The organism is Pseudoalteromonas sp. 0802, from assembly GCF_013350085.1.
Classification (GTDB): Bacteria; Pseudomonadota; Gammaproteobacteria; order Enterobacterales; family Alteromonadaceae; genus Pseudoalteromonas.
Map to the genome: position 1 here is coordinate 537191 of NZ_JABVXE010000001.1, position 21345 is coordinate 558535.

Below are 21345 nucleotides of genomic sequence, written 5' to 3' on the forward strand. Positions count from 1 at the left end.
GTTAGAACCTTTTATTACATCTTTTCATCAAGTGATGAATCGACATAGTGTGTTACCCAGTCGGTCAACTCTTCGAAGTCCGCTTCAATAAGCGCTAAATCACCACGAAGGTGTTCCCAAATACCATTTATAATTTCATCAATTGATTCACAGTCAAGGTCATCTGGTAGACGTTCCCATGCCATATGAATCAAGTCGTTGAGCCTTTCGGCAACAACTTCTTCTTCCCCTTCCCAATCACCAACATCTTGGATTGCAAAGAGGTAATCTTGCACATTTAGCAGATCTTTCATTTTAGATTTGCCTCAAAGCATTTTACCAATGCTTCTAAACCAGCTTGATCATCAGCATCGAATCGCGCAATGCTTGGGCTGTCGATATCAAGTACAGCAAATACTTTACCGTCTTTGAAAATCGGCACAACTACTTCTGAGTTAGATGCAGCATCACAGGCAATATGACCAGCAAATGCATGCACGTCTTCAATGAGTTGTGTTTGTTGTGTTTGCGCGGCAGTTCCACATACCCCTTTACCTACTGGAATACGGATACATGCAGGATTACCTTGAAACGGCCCTAGCACTAATTCTTCAGGTGAATCCATTAAATAAAAGCCCGCCCAATTGATATCCTCTAAAGAGGTAAATAACAGCGCACTAATATTTGCCATGTTGGCAATAACATTTGATTCACCAGTGATTAGCGACTCAGTTTGTTTAACTAATGACTGGTAAAAATCTTGCTTTTGCATACCAAACTACTTCTTATTAAACATACAGTAGCTAAAGGTACTCTTTGTAGACGACAAATGAAACCTTTTAAGGGCAAAAAAAAACATTTTGCCCTCAATTTCAGTCAGCTTGATTAAATATTCTGCTATTGATGAGAAGATTGTGTTGTAAGGCCCTGTCTTAAACCAAATAAAAACAGTCCAGCTGCCAGAGCAGACATCACAGCATTGACTATAAAAGCCATACCTGTTGTAGCGCTAAGTAAGTAGCTGAAAATAGCGCCACCTAGTAAGCCAAGTGTCAGAACACCTGAATAATTAACCTTTGCATACTTATACATAAGTAAATAACCAGGTACCACAAACGCTGCCATAGTAAGACCTACAATGTGGGCATTGGCGATTGCGCTAACGAATAAGTTAAAGAAAATGTTTAAACCATTTCCTTCAAGTGTAAACGCATAATAAAGGCCTAAGATACAACCGATGATCACAGGCGATAATAAAGAAAGTCCTACACTCTTTGCTAAACGATGTTTCATAAATTCCCTAATGTCACAAAGATAATACGAGAAGTGTTAAGCATGGACTAACTAGTTAAAATGCGAAATATCGACAATAGTCGTAATTTGCAGAACAAATGGAAAAGCAAAAGAAACAAAAAAGCCGCTGAATAAATTCAGCGGCTTCAATGATGGTGGAGAGATAGGGATTTGAACCCTAGAGGGGCTACAAACCCCTGCCGGTTTTCAAGACCGGTGCATTCGACCACTCTGCCATCTCTCCGAATGCAAAAACCTACCCGCTTGCGCCAGTAGTAAAAATAATGGTGGAGAGATAGGGATTTGAACCCTAGAGGGGCTACAAACCCCTGCCGGTTTTCAAGACCGGTGCATTCGACCACTCTGCCATCTCTCCGACGGCGTGCATAATAGATAAAGCGGCCGTGCTTGTGAAGCTTTTTTTTCAAAAAACTGTTTAAGTGATTAAAAAACAATTAATTTGCTCAGCATTAGTACAACAGCGTTTAGATTGTGCGCAACATTGAACTTTTCGATTATTTATCTTGTCTATTGATCCACAATAGTTTGCCCAAATATATAACTCTTGATAGGCTTAGTTCAGTTTAATAATTGGAACTAACGAACGTATAAGTTCATTTAAAGGAGCTCTAACAATGGCGTTTAATCAATCGTACAATACTGCAAGACCAGTAATGTCGACTATTGAAACCAATAAAGTTTTAAAGAATACCTATTTCTTACTGGCGATGACACTGGCATTTAGCGCAGTGACAGCAGGTATATCAATGGCAATGAATCTACCTTATTTTATGGGGTTAGTATTTAGCTTGATTTCACTTGGTGTGCTTTTTGTTGTTCACAAAAAGGCTGACAGTGCTTCAGGTGTTGCTTGGGTATTTGTTTTCACAGGTTTAATGGGCGCAGGACTTGGTCCTATGCTTAACTACTACGCTGCAATGCCAAATGGCCCTATGCTTATTATGCAAGCGTTAGGCTCTACTGCGTTAATCTTCTTTGGTTTGTCGGCTTATGCGCTTACCACTAAAAAAGACTTCTCATTTATGGGTGGCTTTTTAACTGTGGGTTTAATCGTGGTTATTATTGCAAGCCTAGTTAACTTATTTATTGGCAGCTCAATTACCTTTATGGTTATCAATGCCGCTGTTGTACTAATTATGTCTGGATTAATCTTATTTGACACTAGCCGTATCATTAATGGCGGCGAGACTAATTACATCCGCGCAACAGTTGCTTTATACCTTAACGTATATAATTTATTTACGTCTCTTCTTCACCTACTTGGTGCAAGTGATGACTAATTAAATAGTTCTGCTAAAATAGCCCCTTTCTAGGGGCTTTTTTATTGGATGCGTTTTGGCACAATTTGTACTTTCTCTTCATACCGCGCCGACCGATCACGACACAACTCAACGGCTAATTAAATTTGCACAGGCCTGTCTTGAATCTGGTCACTCAATTGCAGCTATCTTTCTTTATCAAGCTGGTGTTTACCACGCAAGTAACCATTTAGAACTTGCCAGCGACGAGCTTCCAATTAATCGTTTGTGGCAGTCGTTAAGTGAGCAAGAGATCCCTCTACTGCTATGTGTCACTGCTGCTGAAAAGCGTGGCTTAGATATCGATAACACAGGCGTGTTTACCGTCGCTGGGCTTGCAGAATTTGCGATGCTTGTCAGTGAAGCGGATAAATGGGTGCAATTTAAATGAAAAACATTTTAGTAATAAGCCAACATAGCCCATTTGACGATCAACATATTCGTGAATCACTCGACACGACACTAATTTTTGCCGCTATTGAACAAAATATTAGTTGGCTTCTAAGTGGTGAGGCAGTTTTAGCTTTGAAAAAAAATCAACAACCAGAGCAACTTGGCATTAAAAACTATTTTAAAACCATTAAAACCCTTGAGTTATACGATGTTGAAAACATATATGTATGTGAAAAGTCGTTGATGGATTTTAACCTTTCAGAAGATAGTCTGATTATCGATGTTAAAGTAGCTAACTTTGAGCAACAGCGAGACTTAATTAGCCAACAGCATCAAGTGGTGACCTTATGAGTACCTTGCATATTTTTTCAAAACCCTTAGCTCACTATTGCAATAATATGTTGGCAAATTTAATTTCTTCAGAAGATACAGTGCTACTTGTTAGTGACGCTTGTTATAACAACATGCAGTTTAAGCAGTTCTCTTCAGCAATTCATCTACTTGAAGAAGATGCTGCAACCCGTGATATTTCATTTAATCAAGGCGATATCGCAATAAACTACGCGCAGTTTGTAGAAATGACTTTAAACGCAAAAAACACGATTACTTGGTAAACCATGCTTGAATTTAATAACAAACAGATAGAAACAGACAAACAAGGGTATTTACTTGATTCAAACGATTGGTGTGAAGATCTTGCACCCATTATTGCTGAGCAAGAGAACATTACCTTAAGTGAGCAGCACTGGGAAGTTGTGCATTTTGTGCGTGATTTTTACGTAGAGTACAACACCAGCCCTGCAATACGCATGCTGGTCAAAGCAATGGCCCAAAAGCTAGGTGAAGAAAAAGGTAATAGCATGTATTTGTATAAGCTATTCCCGAAAGGCCCAGCAAAGCAAGCGACTAAAATTGCAGGTTTACCTAAACCGGCTAGGTGTATTTAATGGTTAATAAAGCCAATAGCAAACCACGTCGCAGCAGCGGTCGAACTTATTCAAGGCCGACTCAAAAACGCCAAGTTAAAAAAGCAATTAGCCCTGAGCAGCGAAAAGTGGTGCTATTTAACAAACCATTTGATGTGCTTTGCCAATTTACCGATGACCAAAACCGAAAAACGCTTGCCGACTTTATTACTATTAAAGACGTGTATGCAGCAGGACGCTTAGATAGAGATAGCGAAGGACTGTTGCTACTTACCAACTGCGGTAAATTACAACACACACTCACTGAACCCAATAAAAAAACAGCTAAAACTTATTGGGTGCAAGTAGAAGGTGATGTTACTGATGAGGCTATCTTTGCACTTAACAAAGGCGTAGAGCTCAAAGATGGAATGACCAAGCCTGCCAAGGTTAGGCGTATTGACGAGCCGTCAATTTGGCCACGTACCCCGCCCGTTCGCGAGCGTAAAAACATACCAACCAGTTGGTTAGAAATATCTATCACTGAGGGCCGTAATCGCCAAGTTCGCCGTATGACAGCGCATGTTGGCTTCCCTACTTTGCGATTAATTCGTTACAGCATTGGTAACTATACCCTTGATGGATTAGAGAATGGCCAGTTTAAAGTAGTGAACAACCCTGATGCATAAACCCAATGTCACAGTGGCCGCCATCGTCACATGCCAAGACAAATTTTTACTTGTTAAAGAGCGCGATAAACACACAGGTGATATTTGCTATAACCAGCCTGCGGGTCATCTAGAAGCCAATGAAACCTTAGCAGAAGCAGCTCATCGCGAACTTATTGAAGAAACAGGCATTAGCCTTAATGCCAGTCACCTTGTTGGCATTTATAATTTGCATGCCGCAAATGGCGTTCACTATATGCGTTTTAGCTTTGCTTTTAATAGCCCAGAGCTATTTGAACCATCTCCCCAAGATGATGACATTCTTAGCGCAAATTGGTTTAGCCTTGAGCAAATTAAAAGCCTGCCGCTTAGAAGCCCTCTGGTTTTAAAATGCATTGAAGATTATTTAGCTGGTAAAGCCTACCCACTTAGTTTGATTTACCAATAACCACTGTGATTTTGGCTGGTTTGGGTGTCTAAAGGTTTGCTATGCCCAAACCACTATTACTTGCAATCAATGCCTTGCCTAAATCGCTTTTAATTCCAACTGAAACTCGCATCTTGAGGTGGTTTGGGTATATAATATCGGCCTTTCCATAGCAGTTAAAAAATGACAGCGAATATTATGAGCGAAAATAGTCACATTAAAGTCATCGTGGGTATGTCCGGCGGTGTTGATTCTTCTGTATCAGCGTATTTATTAAAGCAACAAGGCTATCAAGTTGAAGGCCTGTTCATGAAAAACTGGGAAGAAGACGATAATGATGAATATTGCGCTGCAGCTGAAGACCTACAAGACGCACAAGCTGTGTGCGATAAGCTAGGTATTGAGCTTCACACTGTAAATTTTGCAGCCGAATACTGGGACAACGTGTTTGAATACTTTTTAGCAGAGTACAAGGCAGGTCGTACACCAAACCCAGACATCATGTGTAATAAAGAAATCAAATTCAAAGCATTTTTAGAATTTGCAGCACAAGCACTTGGTGCTGATTACATCGCTACTGGCCACTATGTTCGCCGTGAAAAGCGCGGTGAAAAATTTGTAATGTGTCGTGGCCTTGATGACAACAAAGATCAAAGCTATTTTTTATACACTCTAAGCCATGAGCATATTGCGCAAACACTTTTCCCTGTTGGCGATATTGCTAAGCCTGAAGTACGCCGCATCGCTGAAGAGCAAGACTTAATCACTCACGATAAAAAAGACAGTACCGGTATCTGTTTTATTGGTGAGCGTAAATTTAAAGACTTCTTACAAAAATTCTTACCAGCACAGCCAGGTAAAATTGAAGATACCGATGGCAACGAAGTGGGTGAGCACGAAGGCTTGATGTACCACACACTTGGTCAACGTAAAGGTCTATTAATTGGCGGCATGAAAGAAGGTTCGGGTGAACCTTGGTATGTAGTTGATAAAGACGTTGATCGTAACGTATTAGTGGTTGGTCAAGGTAAAGACCACCCTCGCCTGTACAGCAATGGTTTAAATGCAAACCAGCTTCACTGGGTTGACCGCGAAGGCCCTAAAGGGACCACACGCTGTACTGTTAAAACTCGTTATCGCCAAGAAGATATCAGCTGTACTTTACTTGTTGGTGAAGATGGTATGGCACGCGTATTATTTGATGAGCCACAAAAAGCAGTGACACCGGGCCAATCAGCCGTATTCTACGCTGACGAAGTCTGTTTAGGTGGTGGTATTATTGATTCGGTGATCAAATAATGACAGAGCACCAAGTCATGGCTTTAGCTGCCATGTGTCAAGTTGCTAAACAAGTACAAAAAGTTGCGCAATATGGCCAAGGCAGTGATCACGAATTAGAAAAATTACTAAACTGTATTGTCGAAACATCACCAAATAGCCCTGAAGACGTGTATCAGGGTAAACATAATTTACGTGAAGGCTATCGCATTTTGATTGCACAGCTTTCTGCTGGCGCAGACAAAGACGTCGAAATCGTAAAATATGTGGGTGGTTTAATGCAATTAGAACGTGCATTAAGTTCAAAACAAAACAGCTTAAATGAATTAGGTCGTCGCATTGATGATGTTAAACGTCGCCTCGACCACTTTGCTATCACAGATGATACTGTAGTAGCAGCGCTTGCTGATATTTACTCATCGGTGCTAAGCCCCCTTGGGCATCGTATTCAAGTGTATGGCAAGCCAGAGTTATTAAAACAGCAGCTCACGCAAAACAAAATTCGTGCCCTATTATTGGCCGGAATTCGTAGTGCCGTGTTATGGCGACAAATGGGCGGTAAACGCCGTCACTTTTTCTTTGCAAAAAGAAAAATCCTCGCCATTGCTAAACAATCAATTTAATTATCGTTCAAACTAGACAATTTAGGAGTCATTATGGAGCTTTCAGCGTTAACCGCTATCTCTCCGGTAGATGGTCGCTATGGCAGCAAGACCACGGAACTACGCAGTATTTTCAGCGAATTTGGTTTAATCAAATACCGTGTAACTGTTGAAGTTCGTTGGTTACAAGCTTTATCTGCAGCTAGCGCAATCAAAGAAGTACCGGCATTTAGCGACGAGGCTAATGCTTTACTTAATGCCATTGTTGATAACTTTAGCGAAGCTGATGCAGCACGCGTTAAAGAGATCGAGCGCACAACTAACCATGACGTAAAAGCAGTTGAATACCTACTTAAAGAAAAAGTAGCTGATAACGCAGAGCTTAACGCAGTTAACGAATTCATTCACTTTGCATGTACTTCAGAAGACATCAATAACCTGTCTCACGGTTTAATGCTTACCGAAGCGCGTGACAAAGTATTACTTCCATACTGTGACCAACTTCTAAATGCATTAAAAGAAAAAGCAGTTGAGTACAAGTCAGTTGCAATGATGACACGTACCCACGGTCAACCAGCTACTCCTTCTACAATGGGTAAAGAGTTTGCAAACGTCTACATGCGCTTAAAGCGTCAACGTGACCAAATTGCTAACGTAGAAATGTTAGGTAAAATCAACGGTGCTGTAGGTAACTACAACGCTCACCTAAGTGCATACCCAGATTACGATTGGCACAGCCACGCTGAGCAGTTCGTAACGAGCCTAGGTCTAACGTTCAACCCGTTCACAACACAAATCGAGCCACACGATTACATTGCTGAGTTATTCGATGCAGTTGCACGTTTCAACACTGTATTACTTGATTTTGACCGTGACGTTTGGGGCTACATTGCACTTAACCACTTCAAACAAAAAACAATCGCAGGTGAGATTGGTTCATCAACTATGCCTCACAAAGTAAACCCGATTGATTTTGAAAACTCTGAAGGTAACTTAGGTATTGCTAACGCTATCTTTACTCACCTTGCGCAAAAACTACCTGTTTCTCGCTGGCAACGTGACTTAACTGACTCAACAGTGTTACGTAACCTAGGTGTTGGTATGGGCTACACACTTATCGCTTACCAAGCGACATTAAAAGGTGTTAGCAAGCTTGAAGTAAACGAAGAGCGTTTATTAGCAGAACTAGACCAAAACTGGGAATTACTAGCAGAGCCAATCCAAACGGTTATGCGTAAATATGGTATCGAAAAGCCATATGAAAAACTTAAAGACCTTACTCGTGGTAAGCGCGTAAACCAAGAAATCATGGCTGATTTCATCGATGGTCTTGAGTTACCTGAAGAAGCAAAAGTAGAAATGAAAAAATTAACTCCGGCTAATTACATTGGTCGTGCTGTTGAGTTCATCGACAACTTAGCTTAAATTCAAATTAAGACTTAAAAAAGCGAAAGGCCTTCCTTTCGCTTTTTTTATATCAATTCGCTTAGGTCACGTTATGTATCAATTAACCATCAATTCATTAACCCAAGAGCAATTTTTAGCTGAGTATTGGCAGAAAAAACCATTACTTATAAAGCAAGGCTTCAAGGATTTTGCAGATCCGATTGAGGCCGAAGAATTGGCCGGTCTTGCTATGGAAGAAAGTATTGAATCACGTATTGTGACCAATCATTCAGATGATTGGCAAGCATACCATGGTCCTTTTGAAGACTTTAACTTGCTAACTGAAAAGCACTCAACATTACTGGTGCAAGCAGTTGACCATTGGCATAGCGATGCAGCACAACTACTGGAGCCATTTCGCTTTATTCCAAACTGGCGTATCGATGATTTAATGATCAGCTACTCTACCCCGGGTGGTGGCGTGGGTCCGCATTTAGATCAATACGACGTGTTTATTATTCAAGGTGAAGGAAAGCGCCACTGGCGAGTTGGTTTACCTGATGCGAACTTAAAGCAATTTGCACAAAATAAGAGCCTGTTACAAGTTGAGCAATTTCCTGCCGTGATCGACTGTGTGTTAGAGCCGGGTGATATTCTCTATATTCCACCAGGTTGCCCACATGAAGGTTACGCAGTTGAAAATGCACTTAATTACTCTGTAGGTTTTAGAGCGCCAAATCAACGCGATTTATTATCACAATTTGCCGATCACCTCATCGATACTGAGCTTGGTAATCAACGATATGGTGATGCAGAGCTTAAGTTGCGTTCATCTAAAGGTGAACTTAACCAAACTGAAGCAGAAAAAGTAAAGCAACTTATGATTGCTGCGATTAATGATGACGCAGTATTCAAGACTTGGCTTGGTAACAGTATGAGTCAGCCAAAACATGACATGGATTTAGCGCCTTTAGAGGAGCCATATACACTAGATGACGTAAATGACTTACTCAATGATGAAGACGTTGTTTTTGAGCGTTTAGGTGGTACCCGTGCCATTTATCAAGTAATTGACGATAAAATACTTTTAAGTATTAATGGTGTTAATTATATGCATGATTTAACTGACCTTGAATTAATAACAAAGCTCACAGATCAAACCTGCTTGACCTCTGCTGACATAAATAGTTCAAAAAATAATCACATTTTCTTGAAAACCTTTACTACACTTTTAAATGAGGGTATTTGGTTTTGTTAGGAGCGTGTGTTTATGAGCTATCAAATAGATGAAGTTGAATGGAGTATCGACAAGGAACTCTTACAACAGATCAGAGAGCGAGTATTTGTATGCGAACTACATATTCCTAAAGACATTGAGTTTGATCATTTAGATAAAACAGCACATCACGTACTCGTGACCGACGAGTGTAAATGCCCAGTTGCTACTGGGCGTTTATGTAATGATGGTCTCATTGGGCGAATTGCAGTTTTACCTGAACATCGTAACCGTTCGGTTTACAAATCATTATTGAATTACTTAGTAGGCATGGCTGAAAAGCAAGGCTGTGATTGCGTCAGCATTAATTGCATATTGAACGAAGTAGATAGATTTAAACGAAATGGCTTTTCGGCTGATGGCTTAGTATTTATGGAGGCTGGTATTCCAAGGCAGCGAATGCTCTGCCCTATTAAGCAATTTGATACGCGGCCATTCACTTTGGTGCATTAAGGTATATGTTAAATAAAAAAGCTGAATAACATTATTCAGCTTTTTTATTAGAAGTTATGCTGGCTCGTTTTGCCACATTTCTTCTTTTTCAAATAGCTCATATAAACCATGAGCACGGTTGATTAACAGGTTAGCAAAATCAACTTTGGTTTTATCTACCGCACCTGATTGCATTAGCTGATCAGCCTTCATTTGCCACTGCATTGAGAAATAACGTAATACTTCACGTGCATTATTTGCTGCACTTGCTTCAGCGTGATCGGTAGGTAAACGACCGGTGATCACCCAATAGCTCTTACCGTTTTGTGCTTTAAATTTCCAAATCGCTACTAATGGCGCGATAAAACGGCTTTCTTTTTCTACAACAGTTTGCGGAATAACGCCTTTTTCAGCTAAATGCTTTTGTGCATTTTGGAAACATTCTCTTTGCCAAATAACACTTTGTTTTTGCGCTTCGGCTTGTTCTTCTGGTGTTAATGGTCTTGCTTGTTTTTGTTCCATGGTGGTTACTCTTTTACAACATTTCTGACACTTTAAGGTTTAAAATGGCGCTGTGCAAGTGTTTACGGGCAATCAAAGAGCATTTTAATTCACTTGCGTACTATTCAGTCAACTCAGAAAGAAGAGTTAGGCTCAGTTAAGAATTGCAGCTCTTCAGAGGTTGATTCACGACCTAAAACTTTATTGCGATGTGGGTAGCGACCAAACCTATCAATAATCACTTTGTGCTTTAGTTCAAATTCATAATTACTCATGCCTTTAAACAATTGCTCAGCTTGCTGATGAATGACTTTCGATTCACTGTGCATAAACGGCATATAAATAAACGCAGCTTGAGAGCTAGGTAATTTTTTATCAAAGCCAAGTTCAATTGCTCTTTGCGCTAAGCTTAGTGCTTGTGGGTCTTGGCTAAACGCTTTCACCGTATTACGGTAAATATTGCGCGAAAACTGATCTAACACGATAATTTCAGCTAAAGTGCCTAGAGCATCAACTCGCCAGGCAGCATGCTCGCCAGCGATAACCTGCAAAAGGCATTCTGAAAACTTAACCGTAATTAATGCATCAACTTCATCTGATTGCTGATACCAAGCTTCTGGTCCTAATTCATTAAACCAGAAATCGATAATCCTTTGCTTATCCATAAACACTCCTTAATTACCCAGTACTTTTGCAGGGTCAACTCGGGTTGCTTGCCACGCAGGATATAAGGTAGCCAAAATAGCGAGAACAAAGGTAACAATCACCGTGATAACAATATCTTGCCAAACTAATTTACTGGGTAAAAACTCAATAAAATAAACCCCTTGTAACGGGTTATCGCCAAATAAGTTACTTGCCCAAGTGAACAGTTCACTGATGTTTAACGCAAGCATTACACCGATAACTGTGCCTAAGATCACACCAATTAAAGCTTGTGTAAAACCTTGCATCACAAAGGTTGCTAAAATGGTGCTATCTTGTGCGCCCATGGTTTTTAAAATTGCGATGTTTGCCTGTTTTTCACGTACTTCCATCACTAAAGACGAAACAATATTAAAACTCGCTACCGCAATTATTAAAAACACCACGATATACACAATAGTGCGAACCATTTGAATATCTTGATATAAGCTACCCTGAGTTCTAAACCAACTCGATACATAGACATAATCTGGTATAACTTGCCCAACACGCATCGCTGTTTGATGGGCCGCGAACACATCAGCTACTTGTAATCGTAAACCGGTTACTTGGTTTTGCTCAAAACTCAACACGCTTTGCGCTTTATCAAGGCGAATGAAAGCCGCTGTTTCATCAATTGGGCCACCCATTTTTATAATACCCGCAAGATTCAAGCTAACACGCTTTGGAGCCAATAAAGTGTTACTTTGCTGGTTTATCTGTGGGATTAATAAGGTAACTGGGTCGCCAATTTTAAGGCCCAATCGGGTAACGATTTGTTGGCCTAAAAGCACATCTTCTTGTTGTAGCTGGCTAACTAAGCGCCCTTCTGTGAATTGGTTTAACGCCGACACTTGGTTTTCAAATTCAGGGCTTACACCACGCACTTCAACTGCTTTTAACTCACTTTTATATTGCGCCATGCCGTTGACACTAATAAACGGCGCAGCACCTGTTACACCGGCTTGAGAGCGTAGTAGAGCAACTTTTGACTGCCAATTATTGATTGGTTTGTTAGGGGCAACATATTCAACCTGAGGTACAACCGATAAAAGGCGATGTACTAGCTGCTGCTCAAAACCATTAATAACTGATAAAGCAACAATTAGCACAGCGACACCTAAAAGTATGCCGATTGTCGATGCTTTAGCGATAAAACTAACAAAACCGTTTTGTCCGTCTTTTTGGCCACTATGGGCACGAAAGCGTTTTGAAATAAAGGCACTAAGCAACATGCTGAGACTCTTTAATTGCGAGTTTACCATCATCTAAATAGGCAATTTTGCCTAGTTTATCTGCAAGTTCTAAATCATGGGTTACCACAACAAAACTGGTTTTTAAGCTAGTATTTAATTCTTTAATTAAATCGTAAATCTTAATTGCGTTTTGTTTATCTAAGTTACCGGTTGGTTCATCGGCAAGCACCAAAGCAGGCTCGGTTACTAATGCACGTGCTATTGCAACTCGCTGCCTCTCACCACCTGATAACGCCGAAGGTTTATGTTCACTGCGATGAGATAACCCTACTTTATCTAACATGTGACGGGCTTTTTCGGTTGCCGCTTTTGCGCTTAAGCCTTTAATTAATAATGGCATTGCAACATTTTCGATGGCAGTAAATTCCATTAATAGATGATGGAATTGATAAATAAAGCCTAAATTTTCATTTCTGAAACTGGCTTGTTGTTTACGGTTTAATTTAGAAACCTGCTGACCTTTAATTTCAACCTTGCCTGAGCTTTCGTTATCTAAGGTGCCTAATATATGCAATAAGGTACTTTTTCCTGAGCCAGAGCTCCCTACAACAGCTAACATTTCGCCTTGATTAAGTGCTAAATCAACCCCTTTTAATACCGCAACCTCGTTATCGCCATCTTGATATACTTTATTTAACTGCTGACAATTGATAACTAAATCACTCATAACGTAATACCTCTGCTGGATTCACTTTTGCAGCTTTTCTGGCAGGATACAAGGTAGCTAAAAAGCTCATCGCAATACTCCCTGCGGCAATAAAACTCAAACTCATAACATCAAATTTAACGGGTAAACTCACGCCCGCTAGTAAATTAATGCCTAACATATTCAATAATTCATTAATGTTGCTACTTAATAGCACACCAAGTAACGCACCAATACTGGTACCGATAAGGCCGTTATATAAGCCTTGGATCATAAACACATGCTGTACTTGTAACGGAGTTAAGCCAAGTGTTTGTAAAATAGCGACTTCACTTTGCTTCTCACTGACCATCATGGTTAATGCTGAAACGATATTAAACACCGCAACGAGCACAATTAAGCCAAGTAACATCGACATAATGCGCTTTTCCATTGCCACAGCGGCAAATAGTGTGCCTTGGCTAGCTCGCCAGTCAGTCACTGTGTAATCGTTTAAAATAGCTAACTGAGATTGCAATACTTGCTCAACAGCAAATGGTTCATACAGCGATACACTCAAATTGGGTGCTGCTGATTTTGCTAGTTTTAAAACTCTGCCTAACGAATAGCCACTGGTAAATGCCAATGACATATCAATTTCTGACTGTGTTTCATACAGTGCAGCAACGGTAAACAAGCGCTGACTCGGTACTCGACCAAGTGGGGTATACGAACTGGCATTAGGCATGATCACCCGTACTTTATCCCCAAGCGAAATACCCAATTTTCGACTCAAGTAGCGGCTAATTGCAATATGGTAGTTGCTGTCCATTACTTGTGACCAATTGCCGGCAACAATTTTATCTTTTACGTTATAGATGGAGCTTCCTTCATCATAAAGGCCTTGTAACAATACGCCGTGCAAATCTTGGTTAGTTTGTAAAATGGCTTCGCCATGGCGGTATAGGTTAACTTGTTTAACATCTTGAGAATTTGCTAGTTGCTGCTTTAACTGCAACATGGTTTCTTTCGAATTATCTTCGGCTGATACTTCAATATGGGGAATTAAACCAAGCATGTTGGTTTTAAGGTTATTTTCAAAGCCATTCATTACTGAACTGACTGTAAACAAGGCCATTAAACCAATAGCAATGCCCGCGATAGAGAAAAATGAAATAAATGAGATAAAGGCATTGCCCTTTGAGGAGCGACTATATCTCAGCCCTATAAAAAGGCTAACAGGTTGAAACATAATAAATTATGGGTATTCCAAGGGCTAAATATGCGCTCATATTAGCATAGATTTAGCTAGCATGGGATGCGCGAAATTGTAAAAAATAATTATAAATCTGATACTTGAACAGTAGCAACCAAATGGTCAAGTAATGCTTTTACATTGGTTGCGATAAACTGCCTTGGTGGATACACCCCCCATACCCCTTCAGGTGCCGGTGCAACATTCGAAAGTACAGCAGTCAACCTGCCATCGGCTAGGTGATCATTGACATAGTAATCTGGTAATTGCACGATGCCTAACCCTTTTATTGCAGCGTCAACCAATGCCCAACCACTGTTACAGGCTAAACGTCCAGCCACTTTGATGTGCTTATCTTGGCCCTGCTCTTTTACCCGCCAGTAACTGTTATTACCAATCAGGCAATTGTGCTGATGTAATTCACTCACACTGTGTGGTTGGCCGAATTTATTGATATATTCAGGGCTACAACAAATAACAAGCCTGCGCTGACTAATGCGCCGTGCTTTTAAAGATGAATCTTTTAAATGACCAAGGCGAATAGCGAGATCATACCCATCTTCTAGTAGATTGACTTGTTCATTGCTTAAATGGCTGATCACTTCAATATCTGGGTGCTTTTGCATAAACGAATGTACCGCAGGCATGATGAAACTTTCACCATACATCACAGGAGCTGTTAGTTTTATACTACCTTTTGGTGTCAGTTGCTGCTCTGCAAGCAGTGCCGTGGCATCATCCATGGCATGCTGTAATTGTTTAGTTTGATGCGCAAACACCTGCCCTTCTTGCGTTAGCACCACTTTACGGGTTGTTCGGGTTAACAATTGTGTGTTTAATCGCTCTTCTAATTGACTCACATACCGGCTTACATGGGCCACTGACATACCCAGTAGTTTACTTGCTTTTGTAAAACTGCCTGTTTCTGCTACCGCTAAAAACTCATCAATTCCGTGCCAACGATTCATTATTACCATACTGTAAAAGTGTTTTAATAAAACGAAGATTATCATTCATTGAGAAACAAATAAAATAGACTAAGTTTAATACTTACTTCCAACAACTATAAGGGAACGTTATGACTGATTTTATCAAATCAAAAGCGGCTATCGCTTGGGGTCCAAATCAACCACTATCAATTGAAGAAGTGGATGTAATGATGCCTAAAAAAGGCGAAGTGCTTGTAAAGATTGTTGCTACAGGTGTTTGTCATACCGATGCATTTACTTTATCTGGTGAAGACCCTGAAGGTATTTTCCCAGCAATCCTTGGCCATGAAGGTGGCGGTATTGTTGAAGCCGTAGGTGAAGGTGTAACACATGTTGAAGTAGGCGATCATGTTATTCCTCTTTACACTGCTGAATGTGGCGAGTGTAAAATGTGTAAATCGGGCAAAACAAATTTATGCTCTGCGGTACGTGAAACGCAAGGTAAAGGTTTAATGCCAGATGGCACAACGCGTTTCTATAAAGATGGTCAACCAATTTATCACTACATGGGTTGCTCTACCTTCTCTGAGTACACTGTATTACCAGAGATTTCACTTGCTAAAGTAAGCAAAGAAGCGCCTCTTGAAGAAATTTGTTTACTTGGTTGTGGTGTAACAACCGGCATGGGTGCTGTTACTAAAACAGCAAAAGTTCAAAAAGGCGATACAGTCGCTATTTTTGGCTTAGGTGGTATCGGTTTATCGGCGATTATCGGTGCAAAAATGGCGGGTGCAAGCCGTATCATTGGTGTTGATATCAACACCAGTAAGTTTGATCTTGCTACTAAACTAGGTGCAACTGATTTAATCAATCCAAATGACTTCGACAAACCAATCCAAGAAGTTATCGTTGAAATGACTGACGGCGGTGTTGATTTCTCATTTGAATGTATCGGTAACGTTAATGTAATGCGCTCTGCTCTTGAATGTTGTCACAAAGGTTGGGGTGAATCAGTAATCATTGGTGTTGCAGGTGCAGGCCAAGAGATCTCTACTCGTCCTTTCCAACTAGTAACAGGTCGTGTATGGCGCGGTAGTGCATTTGGTGGCGTTAAAGGTCGCTCTGAATTACCAGAGATTGTTGAGCGCTATATGAACGGTGAGTTTGCGTTAAACGATTTCATCACACACACCATGAAACTTGAAGATATCAATGAAGCTTTCGACTTAATGCACGAAGGTAAGAGCATCCGCTCAGTTATTCATTATTAATCTTTAATTTAGCGCTAGGTTGATACCTAGCGCCTTTGTTTCAAGGATTTGGTTATGCTAGAAAACATAAGCTCAACAAAAGTCAGCGGTGGCTGGCATAAACAATATACCCACCACGCTAGCAGCACACATTGTGCTATGCGCTTTGCGATTTTTTTACCGCCAGGTGCCAGCGAAACGAATAAAGTGCCAGTGATGTATTGGTTGTCAGGTTTAACCTGTACAGATGAAAACTTTATGCAAAAAGCCGGAGCATTTAAAAAAGCGGCTGAACTAGGTATTGCGATTGTCGCTCCAGATACTAGCCCGCGCGGTGAAAATGTGCCTGACGACGAAAATTACGATTTTGGTCAAGGTGCTGGTTTTTATGTCAATGCGACTCAAGCGCCTTACAATGTGCACTACAACATGTACGACTATGTGGTTTCTGAGTTACCTGCACTTATCGAAGCGCACTTCCCTGTGACGACCAAAAAAGCCATTGCTGGTCATTCTATGGGTGGTCACGGCGCATTGATGATTGCACTTAAAAACCCTAAACAATACGTCAGCGCCAGTGCTTTTAGCCCGATTGTGAACCCGATTAATTGCCCTTGGGGTGAAAAAGCGTTCAGTAATTACCTAGGTAGTGATAAAGCAAGTTGGCTTGAATACGACAGCTGTGAATTAATGAAAAATGCCGTCGCTGATGATTATTTACCGATGCGTATTGATCAAGGTGAGGCCGATAACTTCTTAACTGAGCAACTCAAAACTGAGAACTTATTTGCTGTCGTAAACGAAAAAGATTACCCAGCTGAGATCAACATGCACGCGGGTTATGATCATAGTTACTTCTTTATCAGCAGCTTTATTGACGAACACCTGATGTTTCATCAAAAGTATCTGTGATTAATACTTAATTTTTAGTGTGGGGGCTTAACTTCCTCACACTCTTTAATACTGCGTGTAATTTGCCTGCAAACTAATTGCGGTTGTTGTTCTTTTGGTTTGAGTAAACCAATAACAGCGCTATCAATTTCAAAGCCTAACTTTGCGAATGAAAAGCCTTCAGCATCGGTTACAGTATTGTTAGTTTGATTTGCATTTGTAGTTGCAAGATTTGTTGGTTGTGAGTTTTTTGCATAGCCATCAACTATTGACCCCGCCACTGTACACCCCACTAATTGGTAGCTAACTAAGCAAATAACAAGTTTTGAAAAGCTAATCTTCATTGTTAAAACTACCCATTAATGTAGGTCTTTTTTTTGGCTCAGCTTTAACCTCAACACATTCTTTTACTGCGCGACTAATTTGACGACATTTAAGCTCAACGTCTTTGTCTTTACTATCGCTCTCTAGGCCTTCAATAATCGCTTTGTCGATTTCATAACCTAGCATCGTCATGGTCATACCATAGTTAATTCGGTCATTATCTTTTTTATCTGAATAAGCGCTTGCCGGCTGTGCTTGACTCGTGCGCCCGCCAATTCCATCTGCAACTAAGCCAACTGCAGTACAGCCACTGAGTAAACTAACTGATAGTATTACGTACAAAGATTTAAGCATCGGTCCTCCAATACACTTAAGCTTATTTTCTAAGCATAATAACAAACGCGTAATTTAACTGTAAAAAACTGTAGATTAATCACAAATATCGCGAATAAACTCTTTTAGAAACCCAACTAACTGCAATAGGAATATTAACAAGAAAGGTAAAGCGCCTAAAATTGCAACGCTACGATTTAATGGCTCATCTTGTAGCAGCAATAATGCAAAGCTACATATAAATAATGCTAAACACCATGCGTAGAGTGTCACACGGTTATTTTGCTCAGAGCCAACCAGCTCTCTTATGACTAAAATTGCAGAGTCTGCGGATGTAGCAACAAATATCAACAGAAGTAATAAGCTTAACCAAATAAACACGGTTCCTTGCCAGTCTAGTTGATTAAAAAATACAAATAAGCCTTGGCTGTAATCTTGTTTTATAGCAACTAAAATGCCCGCTTGGTTAAGTCTATCCCATTCAATTGCTGCCCCCGAAAAGGTCGCAAACCAAATAATAGTCACTAAAGTTGGAATACACACAACCGCCAAAATAAATTGCCAAACTTTACGCCCCTGGCTAATTTTGGCTAGGAACACACCAACAAATGGCCCCCACGCTAACCACCAAAAATAATAGTTATATGTCCAATGAGCCGCCCAGTCCGGCGCTTTTAATTGGCTATCGAATTGCCAAGTGCCAGTTGCAAGCAACTGTAAATAGTAGCCTGTTCCATCTAAAGCAATCTTTGTAATAGGCTCAATTGGCACCACTAGTAGCAACCAAAAAAGCAGACTTAATGCCAGAAGTACGTTAAATATACTTAGTGATTGTACCCCGCGTCGTAATCCAAATTTAACCGACAGCGAATAAATAACTGCTAACAAACAAACGATTAATGAACCCACTAATAAAGTTGAAGTAACCCCCAACTCTATTTCAACGCCTTTACTGATCAGTAAAGTGGAATTAGCTATGGTGCCGACGACACCAAAAAAAATAGCGATTACCGCAATTAACTTTACAATAAACGACACAGTAAATTTTGCAGACTTATCAATGCGATTACCAAGCGCCGTTAAAACAGGGGCACAAATATCTCCTGACTTCCCACTGTATTGCGTTAATCCCCCAAGCACTAGCGCAAATACAGCATAAAGTGCCCAAGCATGAGCCCCCCAATTCACTAGGGTTAAAGCGAGGCTACTGGCTAGTCTATCTGGATATAAGCTTTGTTTAAGTGGTGGGTCAAGAGAATGTAACGCAGGCTCTGCTACGCCCCAAAAAACCAAGCCAGAGCCCATTCCTGCTGCAAACAACATGGCAAACCAGCCAAAGTTTGAATACTCAACAACAGCCTGCTCACCACCTACTTTACGGCTACCGAGTGGGCTAATGGCTAAAATAATGATGGCAAACAATAAAAAATTCACCAATAAGAAAAAGCTACTACCAGTCCATTTTAACAGCATTTGTACAAACGGCTGAACTTGCTCAGTGATAACATCAGGCAAAATCACAGCAATCAGTGCACCAAACATACACAGTACAAGCGCGGTTTTTTCAACAGAGGAGATGGAATGTTTCAATGTGAAGCCTATTTTGTCAGCGTGTTTAGCATACTGTTAGCATGGCTGAAATTCAAACAGCCAAAAGGCTGAAAAAATGACATAGCACTGCGTAAAAATCGCAAATTATAGCAAGGCATGCTTTTAAAAACCCGGCTACATGTCCCTAGTTTCCTCATTTTATTTAATTTGTTGATCGGGTATTGAAATTGCAAAGCTATCATAATCTTTATAGCAAGGAGCAAAGCATGGACTTTAATATTGATTGGTATGAAATTCTCGATAATTTAATTCATCTAGGTATTGCCTATTTACTTGCTCTTCCAATGGCTTTTGATCGAGAAAAAACCAGTAATGGTGCAGGTCTACGAACATTTCCATTAGTCGCTGTTGCATCATGTGGTTATGCATTAGTGGGCATGTCTGTTTTAACAAGTTCAGAGGCAGAATCAAAAGTACTCGAAGGGATTATCACAGGTATTGGCTTTATTGGCGGTGGTGCCATTTTGAAGAACAAAAACTCTACCTATGGAACAGCCACAGCAGCCAGTATTTGGAACATGGGACTTATTGGTATTGCTGTGGCATTTAGTCGTTACGAAATCGCCTTTTTAATGGCGTTGATTAATTTCGTAACACTAAGATATGTTAAGCGCTTAAAGTAAATAATTAACTCGCGTCATATTTTGAGTTAACGATAGCATAGCCAGTTTGTTTAACTTTAATCTCAGCTGGGTTTGCAGATTTTACTAATAAACCGCAACGTCTGCTTTGCTCATCAATGACATAATTAACCGATTCACTTGCTTCAAGGTCAATGACTTGATCTGCACAGCGGATCTGTAATTTAGAAACATCGCTCGCGCCTTCAATTTTGATTGAACCGCGAGATAAAGATAAATATGACAGCTTATCTTTTGAAACATTGATTTGTGAATTAATCTGCGGTGTTCGCGCCAATAGGTCATCAATTTGCTTGATAGTGGCAAGTTTGTTTTCTTCTGAAAACTGTTTACCCTCGATATTATCTAACGCATAAATAGCATTGTAAGCAAGATTAAAATCGCCCTTGAAGCTGTACCATTGTAGAGCACTTTTAGCGACTAGATATTGTATATCTGTTGGTAACTTAGCTCGCAGTAAATAGGCTACAGACAACTGCTCATCAAAGCCAAACCATTGCTGTTGATGATAATAATATTGGCTTTTCAACCATGCAAATAATGCTTGTTCTGAAGTGTTTTTAGTATGGTCTTTATATAATTCAACCAATGCTTGCTCAGCTTTTTTAAACTCTTTTGCTTGCAGCATTTTATTGATTTCATCGTATTCATTAATAAAACCACGGCTCGCTTTATCATTTGAGTAACCATTAAAATACTTACCTACTTCAAATGAAAACAGGTAACCCCCTTCTACGGTTTTGCCTTCTTTTGTGGCAGGTGCAAACTCTAAGTTGGTTAAGTATTTCTCTGCATTTTCTTCACTACCCCGAGTATCAGATGCCATGATCACTTCAATGTCTTTTGCCTTACCTTGTGTATCAACCACATAAGACATTAATGCCCAGCCTTCTAGACGAGAGCCGTTATAACTACCTGGGTAACGTTTGTTTGAATTTTTAACAATATAGGCAGAGGTAGCAGCTTGAACATCAACACCTAAGTCATTGACGTCTCGTGCTAAGGCGTGTGTTGGTAATTCGATAAGTGAACAAAGTGCTGCGAGTTTAGTGAATTTAATCATGATAATGGCTCCAAATCCCTTTGA

28 protein-coding genes and 2 tRNA genes are annotated in these 21345 nt (G+C 40.2%); 15 read left to right on the forward strand and 15 right to left on the reverse strand.

Annotation, left to right across the window (positions count from 1 at the left end):
• Positions 1-14: 14 nt before the first annotated feature.
• The 5 genes from HUS61_RS02500 to HUS61_RS02520 form a co-directional block, all read right to left on the reverse strand.
• The gene (locus HUS61_RS02500; protein ID WP_054561593.1) at positions 15-293 is read right to left on the reverse strand and encodes a hypothetical protein; all 279 of its coding nucleotides are present in this window, start codon (positions 291-293) and stop codon (positions 15-17) included.
• Complete coding sequence (locus tag HUS61_RS02505; protein WP_054561594.1) at positions 290-751, reverse strand: GAF domain-containing protein; 462 nt, start codon at positions 749-751, stop codon at positions 290-292. The genes HUS61_RS02500 and HUS61_RS02505 overlap by 4 nt, the downstream gene beginning before the upstream one ends.
• A 125-nt stretch (positions 752-876) precedes the next feature.
• Positions 877-1272: a hypothetical protein gene (locus HUS61_RS02510; RefSeq protein WP_054561595.1), complete on the reverse strand. Its 396-nt coding sequence runs from the start codon at positions 1270-1272 to the stop codon at positions 877-879.
• Between the two features lie 153 nt (positions 1273-1425).
• Positions 1426-1516 (reverse strand) — tRNA-Ser (locus HUS61_RS02515).
• A gap of 41 nt (positions 1517-1557) precedes the next feature.
• Positions 1558-1648, reverse strand: a tRNA-Ser gene (locus HUS61_RS02520).
• A gap of 259 nt (positions 1649-1907) precedes the next feature.
• Between HUS61_RS02520 and HUS61_RS02525 the strand changes: the two genes are divergently transcribed.
• From HUS61_RS02525 to HUS61_RS02580, 12 genes are all read left to right on the forward strand, one after another.
• Positions 1908-2573: a Bax inhibitor-1/YccA family protein gene (locus tag HUS61_RS02525; RefSeq protein WP_175082260.1), complete on the forward strand. Its 666-nt coding sequence runs from the start codon at positions 1908-1910 to the stop codon at positions 2571-2573.
• A gap of 55 nt (positions 2574-2628) precedes the next feature.
• Complete coding sequence (gene tusD / locus HUS61_RS02530) at positions 2629-2982, forward strand: sulfurtransferase complex subunit TusD (RefSeq protein ID WP_175082259.1); 354 nt, start codon at positions 2629-2631, stop codon at positions 2980-2982.
• Entirely contained in the window at positions 2979-3335 is a 357-nt protein-coding gene (gene tusC / locus HUS61_RS02535; RefSeq protein ID WP_058585115.1) for a sulfurtransferase complex subunit TusC, read from the forward strand. The genes tusD and tusC overlap by 4 nt, the downstream gene beginning before the upstream one ends.
• 47 nt (positions 3336-3382) lie before the next feature.
• A complete protein-coding gene (locus tag HUS61_RS02540; protein ID WP_258535975.1) occupies positions 3383-3598 on the forward strand; it encodes a DsrH/TusB family sulfur relay protein in 216 nt (71 codons plus the stop codon).
• A gap of 3 nt (positions 3599-3601) precedes the next feature.
• Positions 3602-3931, forward strand: coding sequence for a TusE/DsrC/DsvC family sulfur relay protein (locus tag HUS61_RS02545; RefSeq protein WP_175079584.1), 330 nt, complete (start codon positions 3602-3604; stop codon positions 3929-3931).
• Positions 3931-4578, forward strand: coding sequence for an rRNA large subunit pseudouridine synthase E (locus HUS61_RS02550; protein ID WP_175079583.1), 648 nt, complete (start codon positions 3931-3933; stop codon positions 4576-4578). Before HUS61_RS02545 ends, HUS61_RS02550 begins: the two co-directional genes overlap by 1 nt.
• Positions 4571-5005, forward strand: a complete 435-nt coding sequence (locus tag HUS61_RS02555; protein WP_175082257.1) for an NUDIX hydrolase — start codon at positions 4571-4573, stop codon at positions 5003-5005. Before HUS61_RS02550 ends, HUS61_RS02555 begins: the two co-directional genes overlap by 8 nt.
• A 177-nt stretch (positions 5006-5182) precedes the next feature.
• Complete coding sequence (gene mnmA / locus HUS61_RS02560; RefSeq protein ID WP_175082276.1) at positions 5183-6283, forward strand: tRNA 2-thiouridine(34) synthase MnmA; 1101 nt, start codon at positions 5183-5185, stop codon at positions 6281-6283.
• The gene (hflD, locus tag HUS61_RS02565) at positions 6283-6885 is read left to right on the forward strand and encodes a high frequency lysogenization protein HflD (protein WP_054561602.1); all 603 of its coding nucleotides are present in this window, start codon (positions 6283-6285) and stop codon (positions 6883-6885) included. Before mnmA ends, hflD begins: the two co-directional genes overlap by 1 nt.
• Before the next feature lie 33 nt (positions 6886-6918).
• Positions 6919-8289: an adenylosuccinate lyase gene (gene purB / locus HUS61_RS02570; protein ID WP_054561603.1), complete on the forward strand. Its 1371-nt coding sequence runs from the start codon at positions 6919-6921 to the stop codon at positions 8287-8289.
• A 73-nt stretch (positions 8290-8362) separates the two neighbouring features.
• Complete coding sequence (locus tag HUS61_RS02575) at positions 8363-9508, forward strand: cupin domain-containing protein (protein ID WP_175082256.1); 1146 nt, start codon at positions 8363-8365, stop codon at positions 9506-9508.
• 12 nt (positions 9509-9520) lie between these two features.
• Complete coding sequence (locus HUS61_RS02580; RefSeq protein WP_054561605.1) at positions 9521-9979, forward strand: GNAT family N-acetyltransferase; 459 nt, start codon at positions 9521-9523, stop codon at positions 9977-9979.
• Positions 9980-10033: 54 nt separating this feature from the next.
• On the opposite strand, the gene HUS61_RS02585 is transcribed toward HUS61_RS02580, so the two are convergent.
• The 6 genes from HUS61_RS02585 to HUS61_RS02610 form a co-directional block, all read right to left on the reverse strand.
• Positions 10034-10480 carry a DUF4826 family protein gene (locus tag HUS61_RS02585; RefSeq protein ID WP_054561606.1) on the reverse strand — a complete coding sequence of 149 codons (447 nt, stop codon included), beginning with the start codon at positions 10478-10480 and terminating at the stop codon, positions 10034-10036.
• 113 nt (positions 10481-10593) lie between these two features.
• Positions 10594-11124 carry a DUF924 family protein gene (locus tag HUS61_RS02590; protein WP_175082255.1) on the reverse strand — a complete coding sequence of 177 codons (531 nt, stop codon included), beginning with the start codon at positions 11122-11124 and terminating at the stop codon, positions 10594-10596.
• 9 nt (positions 11125-11133) lie between these two features.
• Positions 11134-12378 carry a lipoprotein-releasing ABC transporter permease subunit gene (locus HUS61_RS02595; protein ID WP_175082254.1) on the reverse strand — a complete coding sequence of 415 codons (1245 nt, stop codon included), beginning with the start codon at positions 12376-12378 and terminating at the stop codon, positions 11134-11136.
• A complete protein-coding gene (gene lolD, locus HUS61_RS02600; RefSeq protein ID WP_175079576.1) occupies positions 12368-13066 on the reverse strand; it encodes a lipoprotein-releasing ABC transporter ATP-binding protein LolD in 699 nt (232 codons plus the stop codon). The genes HUS61_RS02595 and lolD overlap by 11 nt, the downstream gene beginning before the upstream one ends.
• Positions 13059-14276, reverse strand: coding sequence for a lipoprotein-releasing ABC transporter permease subunit (locus HUS61_RS02605; RefSeq protein WP_062564488.1), 1218 nt, complete (start codon positions 14274-14276; stop codon positions 13059-13061). Before HUS61_RS02605 ends, lolD begins: the two co-directional genes overlap by 8 nt.
• A gap of 89 nt (positions 14277-14365) precedes the next feature.
• Positions 14366-15247 (reverse strand): LysR family transcriptional regulator, encoded by an 882-nt coding sequence (locus HUS61_RS02610; RefSeq protein WP_175082253.1) that lies wholly within the window; start codon positions 15245-15247, stop codon positions 14366-14368.
• A 110-nt stretch (positions 15248-15357) separates the two neighbouring features.
• Here HUS61_RS02610 and HUS61_RS02615 point away from each other — a divergent pair, with 110 nt between their 5' ends.
• Both HUS61_RS02615 and fghA read left to right on the forward strand, forming a co-directional pair.
• Positions 15358-16479: an S-(hydroxymethyl)glutathione dehydrogenase/class III alcohol dehydrogenase gene (locus HUS61_RS02615; RefSeq protein WP_135924871.1), complete on the forward strand. Its 1122-nt coding sequence runs from the start codon at positions 15358-15360 to the stop codon at positions 16477-16479.
• Positions 16480-16533: 54 nt separating this feature from the next.
• A complete protein-coding gene (gene fghA, locus HUS61_RS02620) occupies positions 16534-17370 on the forward strand; it encodes an S-formylglutathione hydrolase (RefSeq protein WP_175082252.1) in 837 nt (278 codons plus the stop codon).
• Positions 17371-17384: 14 nt separating this feature from the next.
• Here the strand turns inward: fghA and HUS61_RS02625 are convergent, their stop codons facing one another.
• From HUS61_RS02625 to HUS61_RS02635, 3 genes are all read right to left on the reverse strand, one after another.
• Entirely contained in the window at positions 17385-17693 is a 309-nt protein-coding gene (locus HUS61_RS02625) for a hypothetical protein (protein WP_175092367.1), read from the reverse strand.
• Positions 17683-18027, reverse strand: coding sequence for a hypothetical protein (locus HUS61_RS02630; protein ID WP_175082250.1), 345 nt, complete (start codon positions 18025-18027; stop codon positions 17683-17685). Before HUS61_RS02630 ends, HUS61_RS02625 begins: the two co-directional genes overlap by 11 nt.
• Positions 18028-18102: 75 nt before the next feature.
• Complete coding sequence (locus tag HUS61_RS02635; protein WP_258535974.1) at positions 18103-19596, reverse strand: BCCT family transporter; 1494 nt, start codon at positions 19594-19596, stop codon at positions 18103-18105.
• Between the two features lie 227 nt (positions 19597-19823).
• On the opposite strand from HUS61_RS02635, the gene HUS61_RS02640 reads away from it, so the two are divergent.
• Positions 19824-20240, forward strand: coding sequence for an MgtC/SapB family protein (locus HUS61_RS02640; RefSeq protein ID WP_054561617.1), 417 nt, complete (start codon positions 19824-19826; stop codon positions 20238-20240).
• Positions 20241-20244: 4 nt separating this feature from the next.
• On the opposite strand, the gene HUS61_RS02645 is transcribed toward HUS61_RS02640, so the two are convergent.
• Positions 20245-21321: an energy transducer TonB gene (locus HUS61_RS02645; RefSeq protein ID WP_175082249.1), complete on the reverse strand. Its 1077-nt coding sequence runs from the start codon at positions 21319-21321 to the stop codon at positions 20245-20247.
• Positions 21322-21345 lie beyond the last annotated feature (24 nt).